Annotated in this window: 17 protein-coding genes; 12 read left to right on the plus strand and 5 right to left on the minus strand. The window is 42.5% G+C overall.

Annotated features, from left to right (window positions below; genetic code table 11):
- Positions 1–28: 28 nt before the first annotated feature.
- Positions 29–1,651, plus strand: coding sequence for a putative polysaccharide biosynthesis protein (locus AC3WTB_RS15345; protein WP_039180744.1), 1,623 nt, complete (start codon positions 29–31; stop codon positions 1,649–1,651).
- A gap of 16 nt (positions 1,652–1,667) precedes the next feature.
- Positions 1,668–2,384: a pseudouridine synthase gene (locus AC3WTB_RS15350; RefSeq protein ID WP_369879859.1), complete on the plus strand. Its 717-nt coding sequence runs from the start codon at positions 1,668–1,670 to the stop codon at positions 2,382–2,384.
- 277 nt (positions 2,385–2,661) lie between these two features.
- On the opposite strand, the gene AC3WTB_RS15355 is transcribed toward AC3WTB_RS15350, so the two are convergent.
- Together AC3WTB_RS15355 and AC3WTB_RS15360 are read right to left on the minus strand one after the other, a co-directional pair.
- Positions 2,662–2,883 carry a DeoR family transcriptional regulator gene (locus tag AC3WTB_RS15355; protein WP_008356419.1) on the minus strand — a complete coding sequence of 74 codons (222 nt, stop codon included), beginning with the start codon at positions 2,881–2,883 and terminating at the stop codon, positions 2,662–2,664.
- A gap of 372 nt (positions 2,884–3,255) precedes the next feature.
- Positions 3,256–4,554 (minus strand): NCS2 family permease, encoded by a 1,299-nt coding sequence (locus AC3WTB_RS15360; RefSeq protein ID WP_039180738.1) that lies wholly within the window; start codon positions 4,552–4,554, stop codon positions 3,256–3,258.
- 95 nt (positions 4,555–4,649) lie between these two features.
- Here AC3WTB_RS15360 and pepV point away from each other — a divergent pair, with 95 nt between their 5' ends.
- The gene (gene pepV, locus AC3WTB_RS15365) at positions 4,650–6,050 is read left to right on the plus strand and encodes a dipeptidase PepV (RefSeq protein ID WP_369879857.1); all 1,401 of its coding nucleotides are present in this window, start codon (positions 4,650–4,652) and stop codon (positions 6,048–6,050) included.
- Positions 6,051–6,079: 29 nt separating this feature from the next.
- A complete protein-coding gene (locus AC3WTB_RS15370; RefSeq protein ID WP_369879856.1) occupies positions 6,080–6,697 on the plus strand; it encodes a Type 1 glutamine amidotransferase-like domain-containing protein in 618 nt (205 codons plus the stop codon).
- A gap of 56 nt (positions 6,698–6,753) precedes the next feature.
- On the opposite strand, the gene cysK is transcribed toward AC3WTB_RS15370, so the two are convergent.
- Positions 6,754–7,683, minus strand: coding sequence for a cysteine synthase A (gene cysK / locus AC3WTB_RS15375; RefSeq protein ID WP_492333936.1), 930 nt, complete (start codon positions 7,681–7,683; stop codon positions 6,754–6,756).
- A gap of 94 nt (positions 7,684–7,777) precedes the next feature.
- Between cysK and thpR the strand changes: the two genes are divergently transcribed.
- The 4 genes from thpR to AC3WTB_RS15395 all read left to right on the plus strand — a co-directional run bounded on the left by thpR (position 7,778) and on the right by AC3WTB_RS15395 (position 11,354).
- A complete protein-coding gene (thpR, locus tag AC3WTB_RS15380) occupies positions 7,778–8,329 on the plus strand; it encodes an RNA 2',3'-cyclic phosphodiesterase (RefSeq protein ID WP_492333937.1) in 552 nt (183 codons plus the stop codon).
- A 25-nt stretch (positions 8,330–8,354) separates the two neighbouring features.
- The gene (locus AC3WTB_RS15385) at positions 8,355–9,290 is read left to right on the plus strand and encodes a hypothetical protein (protein ID WP_492333938.1); all 936 of its coding nucleotides are present in this window, start codon (positions 8,355–8,357) and stop codon (positions 9,288–9,290) included.
- 48 nt (positions 9,291–9,338) lie between these two features.
- Positions 9,339–10,268: a YegS/Rv2252/BmrU family lipid kinase gene (locus tag AC3WTB_RS15390; RefSeq protein ID WP_341084267.1), complete on the plus strand. Its 930-nt coding sequence runs from the start codon at positions 9,339–9,341 to the stop codon at positions 10,266–10,268.
- 285 nt (positions 10,269–10,553) lie between these two features.
- Positions 10,554–11,354, plus strand: a complete 801-nt coding sequence (locus AC3WTB_RS15395) for a phosphotransferase family protein (protein WP_186366062.1) — start codon at positions 10,554–10,556, stop codon at positions 11,352–11,354.
- Here AC3WTB_RS15395 and AC3WTB_RS15400 read toward each other — a convergent pair.
- Positions 11,351–11,626, minus strand: coding sequence for a YtzH-like family protein (locus AC3WTB_RS15400; RefSeq protein ID WP_025092409.1), 276 nt, complete (start codon positions 11,624–11,626; stop codon positions 11,351–11,353). The two genes, AC3WTB_RS15395 and AC3WTB_RS15400, sit on opposite strands and share 4 nt — an antisense overlap.
- Before the next feature lie 188 nt (positions 11,627–11,814).
- Between AC3WTB_RS15400 and trmB the strand changes: the two genes are divergently transcribed.
- From trmB to AC3WTB_RS15415, 3 genes are all read left to right on the plus strand, one after another.
- A complete protein-coding gene (gene trmB / locus AC3WTB_RS15405) occupies positions 11,815–12,456 on the plus strand; it encodes a tRNA (guanosine(46)-N7)-methyltransferase TrmB (protein ID WP_492333939.1) in 642 nt (213 codons plus the stop codon).
- Between the two features lie 114 nt (positions 12,457–12,570).
- Positions 12,571–13,419, plus strand: coding sequence for a YtnP family quorum-quenching lactonase (locus AC3WTB_RS15410; RefSeq protein WP_099663542.1), 849 nt, complete (start codon positions 12,571–12,573; stop codon positions 13,417–13,419).
- Between the two features lie 74 nt (positions 13,420–13,493).
- A complete protein-coding gene (locus tag AC3WTB_RS15415; RefSeq protein WP_492333940.1) occupies positions 13,494–15,191 on the plus strand; it encodes an NAD-dependent malic enzyme in 1,698 nt (565 codons plus the stop codon).
- Positions 15,192–15,232: 41 nt separating this feature from the next.
- On the opposite strand, the gene AC3WTB_RS15420 is transcribed toward AC3WTB_RS15415, so the two are convergent.
- Positions 15,233–15,547 (minus strand): PepSY domain-containing protein, encoded by a 315-nt coding sequence (locus AC3WTB_RS15420; RefSeq protein WP_003217759.1) that lies wholly within the window; start codon positions 15,545–15,547, stop codon positions 15,233–15,235.
- A 199-nt stretch (positions 15,548–15,746) separates the two neighbouring features.
- On the opposite strand from AC3WTB_RS15420, the gene AC3WTB_RS15425 reads away from it, so the two are divergent.
- Positions 15,747–16,820 carry a M42 family metallopeptidase gene (locus tag AC3WTB_RS15425; RefSeq protein WP_039180701.1) on the plus strand — a complete coding sequence of 358 codons (1,074 nt, stop codon included), beginning with the start codon at positions 15,747–15,749 and terminating at the stop codon, positions 16,818–16,820.
- Positions 16,821–16,928 lie beyond the last annotated feature (108 nt).

Here is a 16,928-nt window from a genome sequence, read left to right on the forward strand (position 1 = left end):
ATTCATTAGAAAAATGGTGGTTAAGCGCATGTCTAATAAACTGCTTCGTGGTACGTTGGTTTTAACGATAGGGACGTATCTCTCTCGTATTCTTGGTATGATTTATTTAATTCCATTTAGCGCAATGGTTGGAGCTACTGGTGGTGCGCTATTTCAATATGGATACAATCAGTTTACGATTTTCATTAGCATTGCTACTCTGGGTTTTCCAGCAGCAGTGTCTAAATTTGTTTCAAAATATAATGCGATTGGTGACTTTGAGACAACACGAAAAATGTTTAGAGCCGGCATGTCTGTCATGCTTGTTTCAGGTATCATTGCTTTTAGTATTTTATATTTATCAGCCCCAATTTTTGCTGAGATACAGCTCGGTGGATCAACCGAAACTGGTGGACTAACGGTTGACCAAGTGACATATGTAATTAGAATGGTGAGTTTGGCTCTCTTAGTTGTCCCGATTATGGGTCTTATACGTGGGTTTTTCCAAGGGCATCAAATGATGGGTCCAACAGCAGTTTCACAAGTTGTTGAACAGATAGTCCGAATTATCTTCTTGTTGACGGCAACTTATGTCATTTTAAAGGTGCTTAACGGGGGGCTTGTCATCGCAGTAGGATATGCTACTTTTGCTGCTCTGATTGGTTCTTTTGGAGGTTTATTCACGTTATATGTATATTGGATCAAGCGGAAAGATAAATTACTTGCGATGCAGCCTAATTCTGGGCCAAATTTAGGCCTTGGATATAAAAAAATATTTATTGAGCTATTTAGTTATGCTGCTCCATATGTTTTTGTTGGATTAGCTATTCCTCTATATTCTTACATTGATACTAATACTATTAATAAAGCAATGATTAATGCTGGTTTTAAAGATATAAGTACTGCAGTACTTTCTATAGTTACTTTATATTTACCTAAGCTTGTAATGATTCCAGTATCATTAGCGACGGCATTTGGTTTAACATTAATTCCAACTATCACAGAATCTTTTACATCACGAAATTATAAATTATTAAACCGACAAATTGACCAAACGATGCAAGGCGTTCTATTTTTCGTGCTGCCTGCATCATTTGGTATCTCGGCATTGGCTGGACCGGTTTATTGGTTCTTCTATCCATCGGTTCACCCTGAGATTGGGATCTCCATTTTGTTCTGGTATGCACCTGTTGCATTATTGTTTTCTTTATTCACCATTAATGCAGCGATTCTGCAAGGGATTAACAAACAAAAATTTGCCATCGTTAGTCTTTTGTTAGGGATCATTATTAAAACGGTTCTAAACATCCCGCTGATCAGCTGGCTGCAAGGAAATGGTTCTGTACTGGCAACAGCATTAGGCTACAGTGCGTCTATCTTGTATATGTTTATCATGATTAAACGACATGCCGGCTATTCGTTCCGCAGAATTTTCAAACGTTTTATTCTGATTGGCATTTTAACAGCGATCATGGGTGTGGTGGCATTTATGACAAGTCAGCTTGTGAACCAAGTGATTTCTTATGAAGGCGGAATTGTACAAGCGGGTATCGTCATTTTGATTTCCATGATCACTGGCGGCGGTGTGTATATGTTCTTATCTTATAAGGTGGGATTACTAGAACGTGTACTTGGCAGCCGTATGCCGAAATTTTTAAGAAAAAAGAGTTAAGAAGAGGTAGATATTCATGAGGCTTGATAAATTACTTGCTAACAGCGGCTTTGGTTCAAGAAAAGATGTGAAAAAGCTTGTCAAGGCCCGGGCGGTCACAGTGAATGGAGAAATGGCGAAGCAGGTGAAAGATCATGTTGATCCATCAAATGATGAAGTGCTCGTACACGGAGAGCGTGTAGAATATAAAGAATTCATTTACTTAATGATGAACAAACCGGACGGGGTGATTTCAGCAACTGAAGATCTGCGGGATGAAACGGTTGTGGATTTACTCGAGCCGGAGGATATCGCAAGGGAGCCATTTCCTGTGGGGAGACTGGATAAGGATACGGTCGGTCTCCTTCTCCTCACAAATGATGGACAGCTTGCTCATCAATTACTTTCTCCAAAAAAGCATGTGCCAAAAACGTATGAAGTTCATTTGAAATATCCTTTAGGTGATCAAGACATTAAGCGTCTTGAAGAGGGTGTTGTTATCTTAGATGATTATCACACGAAGCCGGCGAAGGTCGAAGTAGATGCGAATGAAGAGGAAGATACACGCATCCGATTGACGATTACTGAAGGGAAGTACCATCAAGTGAAGCTGATGGCCCAAGCGGTGGGAAATGAAGTGATCTTTTTAAAAAGGCTCACGATGGGGGCTGTTTCATTAGATGAAGATCTAGCACCTGGAGAGTACCGTGAATTGACGGATGAAGAATTAGACAGCTTAATGAATCGTGAATAACATAAGAACAAAAGAAAAGAACCGGCATATCGCCGGTTCTTCAGCGTGTAGACAAACCCTCGCATTCTTTGTCAGTCCTGCGCGCTGGTGCTCACGAATGTTAAATTCGCTCCGCGCCAGTGCTCGTTCTTCCTAGACTTCAAAGGTTTTCTATCACGCTGAAAAGAAGACAAAGGGCTAAAATAAAAATCATTTTAGCCCTTTGTCAACAATCTGCAAAAGAAAAGAACCGGCATATCGCCGGTTCTTTTTGTTATATGGACAATTCATTATACGCTTAAGATGATATTTTTACTTTTTTTCTCGTTGTTTCCCATTTGCCTCTGCTTGGACTATGAACAAGATCGTTATAGGCAAGCACGTTTAAGTCTCTTTGAATGGTTCTAGGTGTGATCCCGAATTCATCAACCAGCTCTTGTGTCGTCACAAGACCTTTCTCTTGAATGAACATATAAACTGATTTAATTCGAGTCATCATACGGTTTGTTGAAGGTTTCAAAAAACCACTCCCTATCAATAAGATCGGATGGACTTGACTAACCACAACTTACTACACTAAAACTGCGAAATAAGGACATGCAACAATGGTAAATGTTCGTGTTTCTTAATGTTTTATTCTATTATACACGTTATTATGCATCTAGTTCCACCAAAAAGTCAACTTTACGTGTTTTTAAACTTGTCTTCATGAAATGAAATATGGTATATATCATGATTTGAATCCGGTTACAACCCAATAATGATAAGGGATACGATAGAAGCTGTCACGTTCAAACGTTCGAAAAATAAACTCAGAAGATTTACAAAATAAAAAATACAGTGAAGGCAAAAAAGGCACATTCCATGTAAGGATGTGCCTTTTCTGTTTCTGTTATCCTTCTAAGAAAAAGAGCTGAATGAAAAATAACACCGCAAAGATGAGAACAAGCACATGTACTTCTCTCCATTTCCCTTTCGCCAATTTCACAAGCGGATATGAAATAAATCCAAGTGAAATTCCTGTAGAGATACTAGAAGTCAGCGGCATTGAAAGAATGACAAGAAAAGCAGGGAATGCTTCGTCTAGTTCGTTCCAGCGAATGCGTGACACCGAGTTCATCATCAAGCAGCCAACAATGATTAAAACAGGTGATGTGATGGATGGTAAAGAAGAAATCGCTTGAACGAGCGGGCCAAAAAATAATGCCACAATAAACAGTGCAGCGACTGTTAAAGAAGTCAGCCCAGTTCTTCCGCCAGCAGCAACGCCTGATGATGACTCAATATAAGCAGTGGTTGGACTTGTACCAAACATAGAACCAACCGTTGTTGCAGCAGAGTCAGCGAGCAGGGCTCTGCGCACTTTTGGCAGCTGGCCGTTTTTCATTAATCCGGCTTGTTCGGCAACGCCGATCATAGTGCCTGTTGTATCAAAAATCGTCACCAGTAAGAAGGAGAAGACGACAGCATATAAATGATGAGAGAACACATCACCAAAGGCAGCGATTGGATTGGTAATCAGCATGCCTTCAGGCAGTGCAGGGACGTCCATCAGCATTTTAGGGAAATGAAGCTGGCCTGTTGCGAGCGCAATCAATGTAGTCGCTAACATGCCGATAAACAGTGCACCATTTATTTGCAGAACCATTAATATAACCGAAATCATTAAGCCGACAAGCGTTAAAACGACAACAGGCGAGCTTAAATTGCCAAGCTTCACAAGGTTTTCTGGATCAGCAGCAATGATTCCAGACTGACGGAGGCCGATGAACGCAATGAAAAGCCCGATTCCTGCTGTAATGCCGTACTTTAAATTATCTGGAATGGCTTGAATCAGTTGTTTTCTAAGGGATGTTAACGATAAAATAATAAAGAGTATACCAGCAACAAATACCGCACTAAACGCTGTTTGATAGCTGATGCCGCCACCGCCGACAACGGTAAAGGTGAAATAGACATTCAGCCCCATGCCTGGTGCAATGGCAATCGGATAATTTGCAAATAGTGCCATCCAGAGCGTACCGACGACAGCAGCGATGATTGTTGCAGTAAAGACTTGGTCAAAAGGAATACCTGCTTTTGAAAGAATTCCTGGGTTGACGGCAACAATATAGACCATGGTAAAGAATGTCGTCATACCAGCGATGATTTCTTTCTTTATGTTGGTTTGATTTTCTTTTAACTGAAACATAAAATCCTCCATTTACGAACATTATTACAAAACAATTTATATAATATTCGTTTTAAGGGTGGATTGCAACCTTTTTTCAAGGAGGAATGGAAAAAATGAATTGGGAAGCTGAAGTAATACGAAAAAAAGATGACTTGATCAAGGACACACAATCTTTCTTACAAATTGAAAGTGTCCTTGATGAAGAAGGCGGCAAAGAAGGAAAGCCATTTGGTGAAAAAGTCGATGATGCCCTCAAATATATGCTGAAAAAAGGAGAAGACGAAGGTTTCACAGTCAAGAATGTCGATGGCTATGCAGGTCATATTGAATACGGGGAAGGCGAAGACATCGTAGGTGTGCTGTGCCATGTGGACGTGGTGCCTGCTGGCGACGGCTGGACAACCCCGCCATTTTCAGCGGATATCAGAGAAAATAAAATCTTTGCACGCGGAGCTATTGATGACAAAGGCCCAACCATGGCAGCGTTCTATGCGCTGAAGATCTTAAAAGATTCTGGTCTGCAGCTGTCGAAAAAAATCAGAATGATCATTGGGACAGATGAAGAAAGTGATTGGCGCTGTGTGGACCATTATTTCAAGCATGAGGCAATGCCGCAAATCGGATTTGCACCAGACGCCGATTTTCCCATTATTCATGCGGAAAAAGGAATTATTGATGCCATCCTGTCATTTACATATCAACAACCATCGAATCAACAGCGCTATACGCTTAAGCAATTTGCATCGGGTATGAGGCTCAATATGGTGCCAGATGAGGCAGCTGCTACTGTGACTGCTGCACAGGCACATGATGCTGAATCATTAAAAACGGCCTTCGAAGCCTATCTTGCTGATCATCAATTATCTGGTGAGGTAAAAAGTACAGCGGATGGACTGCATTTTACATTAAAAGGGGTATCTGTTCATGCCATGGAGCCGGCGCATGGGACAAATGCGGGCATTCATATGGCGAATTTCTTATGCGGACATGAATTAGATGAGCAGGGACTTGCCTTTACTTCCCAAATCAACGCTTTATTTGATCAAGATACAAGAGGGAAAAAGCTGGGAATTGCTTGCAAAGATGATATTAGTGGAGATTTGACATTGAATGTTGGGACAATCCGCTATAAACAGAATGAGGAAGCAAAGCTAGGGTTAAATGTACGCTATCCAGTAACTGCAGACGGCAAGGACGTCAAAAAAGGAATTGAAAGCATCAAAGGGGCATCCCTTCTAAAATTCGAAGACAGCCCTCCTCATCACGTCTCAAAAGATCATCCGCTTGTGAAAACCTTGCAGCGGGTATATGAGGAGCAAACGGGAGATCCTGCAACCCTTATTGCCATTGGGGGAGGAACGTATGCGAGATCTTTAGAAGCTGGCGTTGCCTTCGGACCTCTATTTCCTGGCAGACCAGACTGCGCCCATCAAAAGGATGAATATATTGAAATTGATGACTTACTAAGAGCAGCAGCTCTTTATGCACAAGCTATGTATGAATTAGCAAAATAGAAATTGGAAAAGAGAAGAGGGGATTCATAGTGAAAAAAATGTTCTTAAGTTCTTCATTCAAAGACAGCTATTCTCTCTTGTCTGACTTTGCAGGTGAATCATTAAAAGGAAAGCGCGTGACTTTCTTTCCAACGGCAAGTGCTGTAGAAGAAGTCACGCACTATGTGGATGCAGCGAAGGAAGCCTTTCAGCAATTAGGGATGCAGCTTGAGACTGTGCAGATAGATGAACAGTCCGTAGAAGAGATCACACAGATGATCAAACAAAATGATGTGATCTATGTTTCAGGAGGCAACACTTTTTATTTATTGCAGGAGTTAAGAAAGCAGCGTCTCGATGACGTGTTGAAAGAAGAAATCAACAAAGGCAAGCTGTACATCGGAGAGTCTGCGGGGAGTATCATTATGGCGCCAAGCATTGAATATATCTCCATGATGGATGATCAGGAAAAGGCGCCGGAGCTTTTATCATTTCAAGGTTTCAATGAAATAAGCCGCTATCCAGTACCGCATATGCACAATGCCTATTTAGGCGAGGCTGCACAGCTAATCATGGAGAAGCATCAGCAGACACTTGATTTATGTCCGCTTACTGATGAACAGGCTTTACTCGTCACAGGGGAACAGGCTGAGGTGAAATCTGTCTAAGCATCTTAACCGTGAAAGAAGAAAAAGGAACAGGGGTTCATCACCCTGTTCCTTTTTTAATCTTGAAAAACATCACTTGATAAGTAACGTTCGCCTGTATCTGCTGTCATACAGATCACGATTTGATCTGCCGGCAATTGCTTCGCTGTTTCAATGGCTGCATAGCAAGCCGCCCCAGAGGATGGGCCTACTAAAATGCCTTCAAGCATAGCGAGCTCCCGTGTGATGTGGTACGCATCTTCGTCTCTTACTTGCACGATCTCATCATAGACATCCTCGTTTAAGATTTGGGGGATAAATCCTGGGCTTGTGCCAACGAGCTTATGTTTGCCAGGTTCCCCGCCAGATAAGACTGGAGATCCCTTAGGCTCTGCTACACGGATGGTTAAATGAGGGAATGCCTTTTTTAATTCCTCTCCAGTTCCTGTAATAGTACCGCCAGTTCCAGCTGTTGCGACAAAGGCGCTAAGGGGCTGTCCAAGTTGTTTCACAGCTTCCATGATTTCGACCGCTGTTGTTCCTCTATGTGCATCTGGGTTTGCTCTATTGTCAAATTGCATCGGAATAAAGCTGTGAGGAATTTGAGCAGCCAGTTCTTCCGCCTTGCGGATGCAGCCTGGCATTTTTTCTTCTCCTGGAGTTAAGACGACCTGCGCCCCGTATGCCTTCAAAATATTGATTCTTTCCTTTGTCATCGTATCAGGCATGACAAGGATGGCTTTGTAGCCTCTTGCGGCAGCATTCATGGCTAAACCAATCCCTGTATTCCCGCTCGTAGGTTCAATAATGGTTGCTCCTTTTGTGAGTTTCCCTTGTTTTTCTGCCTCGACGATCATATTGTAAGCCGCGCGGTCTTTTACACTTCCGCTAGGATTAAATGATTCCAGCTTTAAGTAAACAGCCGCCGCATTTTCTGGCTGGAGCCGCTGTAATTTGACAAGCGGTGTATCGCCAATCAGCTCAGCTATATTTTGTGCAACTTTCATCAGATGACACCCTTTCTTCTCATTCCGCATTTCTTTAGTTATACTATCATCAATGGGGATTCGTAAAGTTTGTTAAAAAAGGACAGGTGATATTGTGTCAGAAAACCGTCATTATTTTATAGGGATTCACATCCCTGAACAACTTGCGCATCAAATCAAACAAGACATTGATCAAAGGAGCGGACTGTTCTTTCAAAAATGGACAGCACCACATGATTATCATGTAACCCTTGTCTTTTTAGGCGCCATTCCAGAAGAGCGTTTAAAAAAGATCATCCAGCTGCTTGACCTCCTTTCAAATGAAGCATCTGCATTTCCACTAGAGCTGAATGAGGTAGGGCAGTTTGGTGCGAAGGAACGCCCGAGAGTCTTTTTTGCAAAGCCTCATGAAAGTGATCCGCTCATGCATTTAAGAGAAAAGGTAAAGGAGGCTGTCTTGTCAGCAGGACACTCTGTTGAAAAGAGACCGTTTCATCCGCATATGACGATTGCACGCAAATGGAATGCGGATGACCTTTATGAAGAACAAGCGCCTTTACGCAAAGAGCCATATGTGATGGAGGTTTCGCGTATCACTTTATTTGAAATACGTCCGAAGGAAACCCCTCGTTATCACGCAATCAAACAATTTACATTACATAAATGATTCTAGAAGTTGGAGTGAGCAGCAGATGGCGCAAATTATCAAAATTCAAGATTATATATCACGATATGAACAAGACCCGCATCACTACATCAATCAATTCAATCGGTTGAAAAAACAAAGATGGGACGAGTTGAAAAAGGCTTCAAAAGAGGAGGCGCCGCAACCATTTGACCAAATTCCTCAACAAGCGCCTGAACAGGAGGAAGAAAAGAGAAAGAAATTCTCCTTAAAGAGAAAGCAAAAAGAAGCCGATATGAAAAAGGAACGGGACCTAAGTCTTTTTAACGAGCCGACAGATATAGAGCAAGGGGTTTTCAGAAACGTCCCTACCGATGAAACGAAGCTGATTCACTTTTTTAAGGATCATCTCTTTGAAGTGCAATTAAAATGGGCGAGCTCAACGATTTCACATATTTCAACCGTCTCCCATCATATTCGATATGATGAAAAGCTGCGAATGCTGGCGAGGCAGCTTCCAGATTCTTATTTTGTGATGTACAAGCCGGTGCTGCTCATTCAAAAAGCTGAGATGGAATTATGTCTAATACTCATAACGCCGCTCGAAGTAATCTGTTTATCCTTCTTAGAGGCCGAGCCAGACAGCGTCTATATCGGAACGAAGGAACGTTTTTGGGAAAAACGGGCGACTGGGAAAGCTGTTCAGTCCGTCTTAAATCCTTGTGCAAGCCTTCTGCGTTCTGGCACCGTTGTGTCAAAGATCTTACAGCAAAGTGGTGTAGACCTTCCTGTGAAAAAAATTCTCATCAGCCGAACCTCTTATATTGATTTACCTGAAGTTCCATATGGGATGGAGGTTATCGATAAGAAGAAGGCAGAAGAGTGGTTTGAAAAGCAGCAGAAAAATACGGCGCCGACAAAGCATCAGCAATTTAAGGCGACAAAGGTGTTGCTTGCTTATGGTGAAACAGACAGCAAAAGAAGGCAGGAATGGCTCGATTAAAGGCATGATGGAAGGTCACGAAAAATGAGACCCGAGTGGAGCTAATATATGAATGAATGGTACTTTATCGTTAATCCAGAAGCAGGACATGGAAAAGGACTCCGCACATGGAGGAGCATAGAGAAAGAATTACAAAAGGTGGAGGTCTCTTATCGATCGTTCCTCACCCAGCATGAAGGCCATGCCGAAGTTTTGGCAAGACAAATCAGTGCCATGCAGGATGACAGGCTGAAGCGATTGATTGTTATTGGCGGTGACGGAACGATTCATGAAGTGCTGAATGGCTTAAAGGAAATCGATCATGTGCAGCTTAGTTTTGTCCCTGCTGGTCATTGGAATGATGCTGCGAAGGGTCTCGGTATCCATCGTCATGATGTCCTAAAAGAAGTGAGAAAGCAAAAAAGAATGCTCACCAAAACATTTTCTCTCGGCTCCTTTCAAGATCATGCCGAAAGTCCGCAATCTGTTCTTTTTCTCAATCATATCGGTGTGGGGTTTGATGCACATGTGCTGAGGAAAACGGTGCATTTTAGAGGAAAAAAGTGGCTGAAACGGCTGGGGCTTGGCTTTATCATCTACCCGCTGTCATTTCTCCATTCTCTATGGTCGTTTAAGCCATTTGATCTTGCGTTATTTATTGAAAATGAGAAGAAAGTCTTTCGACAAGTGTGGTTTGTGATCGTATGCAATCACCCGTATTACGGGGGAGGGCTGGAAGCAGCACCGGAAGTGAGTGCAAGGCAGCCAGGTTTTCAAACGATCGTTGTCACAGATTTGAATCCATTCAAAGTCCTCTTGTTTCTAAGTGCAATGGTGTTTCGAAAGCACCTTGGGATGAAGGGGGTTACCCTGTTTCAGCATGAGGAAGCGTACTTAGAAGCAGATGAAAAAATCTTATTTCACGCAGATGGAGAAGTGATCGGTGCAACGCCTGTCTTTGTGAAGGCAAGTGAACGATCCTTAAAATTACGTGCTTAAATAACTTGCGATATGTCCGCAGTCAAAGAACCATGAAAAAAGGCTTCTTTTTCGTAAGGTTCTTGTCCTGATTTTTTAGTTTTGCTTGACGAGTATAAGAAGGTAACGATAAAATCTATAGGACGGCTATTGTTTAGCATCTCATTCTCAATAGCTGTCCTTTTTGTTTTTATGATCATATAAATAAAAAAAAGAAACAGCCAATTGATCCTCAATCGGCTGAATTTTGTCGACTAAAAAAGCAAGATTTAAAATATTTTAAGAAATGATGGGTTGAAAATTGATATGAACTGGTTGGGACAAATATTAGGTAGCGAATGGCACATCTCTCCGGCTGGAGGCGCTACGGGAGATGCGTACTTCGCAACACACAATGACCAAAAGCTATTTTTAAAACGCAATACGTCACCGTTTCTTGCGGTTTTGTCAGCTGAAGGCATTGTGCCGAAGCTTGTCTGGACAAAACGGATGGAAAATGGAGATGTAATTACTGCACAGCACTGGCTGAGCGGTAGAGAGCTGAAGCCAAAGGACATGAATGATCGTCCTGTAGCAGAGCAGCTAAGAAAAATTCATACATCAAAAGAATTGCTTGATATGCTGAAACGGTTAGAGAAGCACTCTCTAGATCCAGAATCCATTCTGATGCATCTAAAACAGTCCATTTTAAACGAGCAAATTGTTTCACAAGACATCACGCGTGCCATCCAGTATTTAGAGAAGCATGTGGAGGCTGTCCATTTTGAGGACAAGGTCGTCTGTCATTGTGATCTCAATCATAATAATTGGCTGCTGACAGATGAAAACCAGCTCTATTTGATCGATTGGGATGGGGCGATGATTGCAGACCCAGCGATTGATCTTGGACCGCTTTTATACCATTATGTTGAGGAAGAGAACTGGGAAAGCTGGCTCTCTATGTACGGCGCCCCGCTGACGGACAATTTGCGAAAGCGCATGGCGTGGTACGTGCTCGCTGAAACCGTATCGTTTGTCGTTTGGCATAAACGAAAAGGGAATGAAAAGGCGCAAAAAGAAGTGCAAGCGGAGTTAAATGCACTTTTAAAAAGGTTAAACATCCATTAAGACAGTGGAATGTTTTCGACCCACTCAGACAGATGTGATTGATGCTCCTCGATATGTGCATCAATTGAACTGACAGAGGTGCCCTTTTGGCTGTAATCATAAATATCTGTTAACAGCTGACGAATGTCGGGATCCAGATCTTCTTTTGCCAGCATTAATTGAATTACGCGTCCCACCTGTTCATATTCTGCAACAGTCCCGCAGCAATCCAGCTGGTGATCGGTTAAAATATCTTTGATTAATTGAAGCTGATGTTGACGGTTTAAACCCATATAAATGCTCCTTTCCTGCGTGTCATTTATGAGGTTAAACTGTGCAATCAGCGCCCAATTTATACATGCGGCAGACCAGCTCAAGCGAAGGGCTGGTCTTTTTATATGGACATAGAAGATGCTGTCTTGCGGGTCTTTATGTTTCATGGTATCTTGATAAAATGTAAAGAAAATAGAGGTGTATCAAATTGAGAATGCGACATAAACCATGGGCTGATGATTACTTAGCTGAGAATGCTCATATTGCTTTAGCAAATCCCGAGCAATATAAAGGGAAATGGCATGAGCTGTTTGGAAATGATCATCCAATCCATATCGAAGTTGGGACAGGAAAAGGGAGCTTTATTGCTGGAATGGGCAAGCTTCATCCTGATATCAACTATATTGGCATTGAATTATTTAAAAGTGTCATTGTGACGGCAGTAGATAAAATCAAAGAGACAGATGTTGAAAATGTAAAGCTTTTGAACATCAATGCTGAGACGCTGACAGATGTGTTTGCGGAAAATGAGATTGACCGGGTGTATTTGAATTTCTCTGATCCGTGGCCAAAAGCAAGACACGAAAAGCGCAGATTGACGTTTAAAACCTTTTTAGAGCGATATGAACATATTCTTCGTCCAGGCGGTGAATTACATTTCAAAACAGATAACCGCGGGTTATTTGAATATTCCTTAAAAAGTTTTTCTGCCTATGGCCTTCTTTTAACGTATGTCAGCCTAGATTTACATGAGGACGGCTTAGAAGGAAACGTGATGACTGAATATGAAGAGAAATTCTCATCTATGGGACAACTCATCTATCGATCAGAAGTCAAATTCCCAGAATAACAAGTGACATCAAGCTGGCTGCAAAAAAATTGCAGTCAGCTTTTTTTATGAAAAGATTGGTGCATGCGATTTTTGGCTGTATTTGCTACGATAGAAAAAGGAGGGATGACAGCAATGGAGACAATGAAAATAGGTGAAATGGAACTATTTTGGTTAAACGGGGGAGATACGCACATGGATGGCGGTGCGATGTTCGGTGTCGTGCCAAAGCCTTTATGGTCAAAAAAATACCCGGTTAATGAACGCAATCAAATTGAATTACGATGTGATCCAATTCTCATTCGGTGGAAGGGACTGCATCTGTTAGTGGATTCCGGCATCGGATCAGGGAAGCTGACAGATAAACAAAAACGCAATTACGGCGTGACAGAGGAAACCAAATTAGAAGAATCTCTAGCGGCCCTTGGCCTGCGCCCATCAGATATAGATTACGTATTAATGACACACCTTCACTTTGATCATGCCAGCGGATTAACAAAACGTGAAGGCGATAAGCTCGTGTCTGTTTTTCAGCAGGCAAAAATCATCACATCGAAAATCGAATGGGATGAAATGAGAGCGCCGAACATTCGCTCAAGAAATACATATTGGAAAGAAAACTGGGAGCCTGTGGCAGATCAAGTGGTCACATTTGAAGAAAGTATTGAAGTGATAGAAGGCATCGAGCTGCACCATACAGGCGGCCATAGCAATGGTCATAGCATTTTAACGCTCACAAGTGAGGGCGAAACAGCGATTCATTTAGCTGATATCATGCCAACACACGCTCATAAAAATCCACTTTGGGTTTTGGCATATGATGATTACCCAATGACGTCGATTCCAGCCAAGCAAAAGTGGCAGGCATTTGCAGAAGAAAAAAATGCGTGGTACTTGTTTTATCATGATGCCATTTATCGTGCTGTAAAATGGGACGAAGATGGGCAGATCACACAAGAAATCAAAAGAGAAACAGGAAGATAAAAGATCATCTGTATGTTTTTTTCGCCTTTCACACAAAATAACGACAAAATGAACTTGTGAAAGGAAGAGTGCAGGTGAACCAATTTTATCGTGTACATGGTGATGTGATCGAAACACCATTAAGAGGGATGGAAGTCATGTCAGTCCCTTATTTAAACAAAGGGGTTGCATTTACAAAGGAAGAGCGGAAGGAGCTCGGGTTAAAGGGATTTCTTCCGCCTAAGGTTTTAACTTTAGAGGATCAAGCAAAGCGTGCATATGAGCAGTTCAAGGCACAGCCGGATGAGCTAGGGAAAAATGTGTATTTAACATCACTTCATGATAGAAACGAAGTGCTTTTTTACAAATTACTTAATGAGCACTTGGCGGAAATGCTTCCGATTGTCTACACGCCGACTGTAGGAACGGCTATTCAGCGTTATAGCCATGAGTATCGAAAGCCGAGAGGGCTTTATTTATCGATTGATGATCTGGAAGGCATGGAAGAGATTTTTGCTTCTTATGGTGTCGATGAATCAATTGATTTAATCGTTGCAACTGATGCAGAAGGTATTTTAGGCATCGGAGACTGGGGCGTTGGCGGGATTGCCATTTCAGTCGGGAAACTTGCTGTTTATACAGCTGCAGCAGGCATTGATCCTAGCCGCGTGCTGGCAGTAGTGCTTGATGCCGGGACGAACCAGGAAAGTCTCTTAAATGATCCGCTTTATGTTGGCAATCAGCACTCCCGCGTTCGAGGAGAGCGCTATGATCAGTTCATTGATCAATATGTCGAGCTTGCCCGTGCTACTTTCCCAAATGCACTCCTTCACTGGGAAGACTTTGGTACAAAGAATGCCCGTGCGATATTGGAAAAATATAAGGACCGTATTTGTACATTTAACGATGACATTCAAGGGACTGGCGCCGTTTCACTTGCTGCAGTTATGGCATGTGCAAAAGCTTCGAAGGTTCCGCTGAAAGATCACCGTATCGTCATTTTTGGAGCGGGTACGGCAGGTATTGGCATAGCCGAGCAAATCCGTGATGCGATCGTCAGAGACGGAGTCAAAGAAGAGGAGTCCTACGATCATTTCTGGTGTATTGATAAAACGGGGCTGCTCACAGATGATTCACCTGACATTCAGCCATTTCAAAAGCCGTATGCAAGACGTTCTGACGAAGTAAAGGATTATGCCCGTAATGGTCCAAAGCATTCGATTGATCTATTAGAGGTCGTCAAACAGGCGAAACCTACAATCTTAATTGGCACCTCGACGGTCGGAGGAGCATTTACAGAGGAAATTGTAAAAGAAATGGCGTCTCACGTGGAGCGCCCTGCGATTTTACCGATGTCGAATCCGACACCTCTTTCAGAAGCAAAGCCGCAAGATCTGATTGAGTGGACTGAAGGACGCGCACTTGTGACAACGGGAAGCCCATTTGATCCTGTCGAATATGGCGGTGTCACATATGAAATTGGACAAGCGAATAATGCCCTTGTCTTCCCAGGTCTTGGTCTAGGCACGATTGTGTCAAAAGCCAGGTTGATGACAGACAGTATGTTTGTTGCGAGTGCTGAAGCCATTGCAAGCATGGTCAATGTGGGGAAGCCGGGAGCAGCGATGCTGCCAAGTGTCGAACAGCTTCGAACCGTTTCAGCAACAGTGGCCGTCCGCGTGGCGCAGGCAGCAATTGATGAAGGAATAGCAGAAGAAACGCCTGATGACCTCATTCAGGCTGTGCAGGACGCGATGTGGCATCCTGTGTACAAAAAAATCAAAGCCATATAAAAAAAGCTTCGCAAGGACATGTCTTTGCGAAGCTTTCTTGATCAAGCAACAGAATCAATTACATCAACGATCATGCCTGTTTTGGCATCAATCATCACTTCATACTGTTCAAGCTCGCCAAAGGCAGAGCGGGTAATGCCAGATTTGTACACATCAATCGTTTCACCATTTACGGTATACGGTTCTGGTACAGTATAAATCCAAGAGCCATCAATCGGGCCGCGCTGTTTAAAAGCAGATTTCACAATTTTTAATGCTTTTTCAGATGAGATATACGTAGGGAAAAATACTTTCTTTGCAACAATTGCAGCGGCTACTCCAATACTCGCACCAATCAAAACATGTTTTAACTTCAACGTGCTGCACCTCCGTATTGCTGTTTTTTCCATTATACAAAACTTGTCCATTGATGTTAAGGAATCCGAATACTTGAAAGCATATTCAAAATTTTTAGAGAGATACTTGGAAAACCGAAAGAATTCTTATAGTATAAAGTGAGTGTTATTTTTATAGGAATATATATGGTCATTACATAGAAACGAGGTAAACTGTAGAATGAACGAAGAAACATTGTCGCTTTTCCGAAATTTAACAGAATTACAGGGAACTCCAGGAAATGAGCACCATGTGCGTGCTTTTATGAAAAAAGAACTTGAGAAATATTCTGATGAACTCATTCAAGACCGTCTTGGCGGAGTGTTTGGCGTACGCAAGGGGCCGGAAAACGCACCGAAAATTATGGTAGCAGGTCATATGGATGAAGTCGGATTCATGGTCTCCTCGATTACAAAAAACGGAATGATTCGTTTTCAAACACTTGGCGGCTGGTGGAGTCAAGTCATGCTGGCGCAGCGTGTAGACGTACATACCGATCAGGGTCCAATTCCTGGTGTCGTCTCGAGTACACCTCCTCACCTTCTCACACCAGAACAAAAAAGCAAACCTGTGAAACCGTCAGATATGCTTATTGATATTGGTGCAGACAGTGAAGAAGAGGCAAAAGAGCTTGGCGTTCGCCCAGGACAGCAAATCGTTCCTGCAACGGTATTTACCCCAATGGCGAATCCAAAAAAGATTTTAGCGAAGGCTTGGGATAACCGCTATGGCTGCGGCCTTGCGATTGAATTATTAAAAGAATTAAAAGACGAATCACTTTCATGTCAGCTGTATTCAGGAGCAACTGTTCAAGAGGAAGTAGGGCTTAGAGGGGCTGAGGTAGCTGCGAATATGATTCAGCCGGATCTTTTCTTCGCTTTAGATGCGAGTCCTGCAAACGATGTGACAGGTGACAAAACACAGTTCGGACAGCTTGGAAAAGGTACACTTCTGCGTATTTTTGACCGCACAATGATTACGCACCGCGGAATGAGAGACTTTGTACTCGATACTGCTGAGACAAACAACATTCCATATCAATATTTCGTATCACCGGGTGGTACAGACGCTGGACGTGTTCATATTTCAAACCAAGGTGTGCCTTCTGCTGTCATTGGGGTTTGCGCACGCTACATTCATACAAGTCATTCTGTGTTACATGTGGATGATTACGCAGCGGCAAAAGAGTTAATTGTCCGCCTAGTGAAAAATTGTGATCAAAGTACAGTGGATTCTATTTATCAACAAGTATAAATAGAATAGAAAAAGGCTGCTTCTTCAATGAGAGCAGCTTCAACGTGTAGACAAACCCTCGCATTCTTTGTCAGTCCTGCGTGCCGGTGCTCACGAATGTCAAATTCG

This window comes from Bacillus sp. EB106-04-04-XG123 (assembly GCF_058791855.1).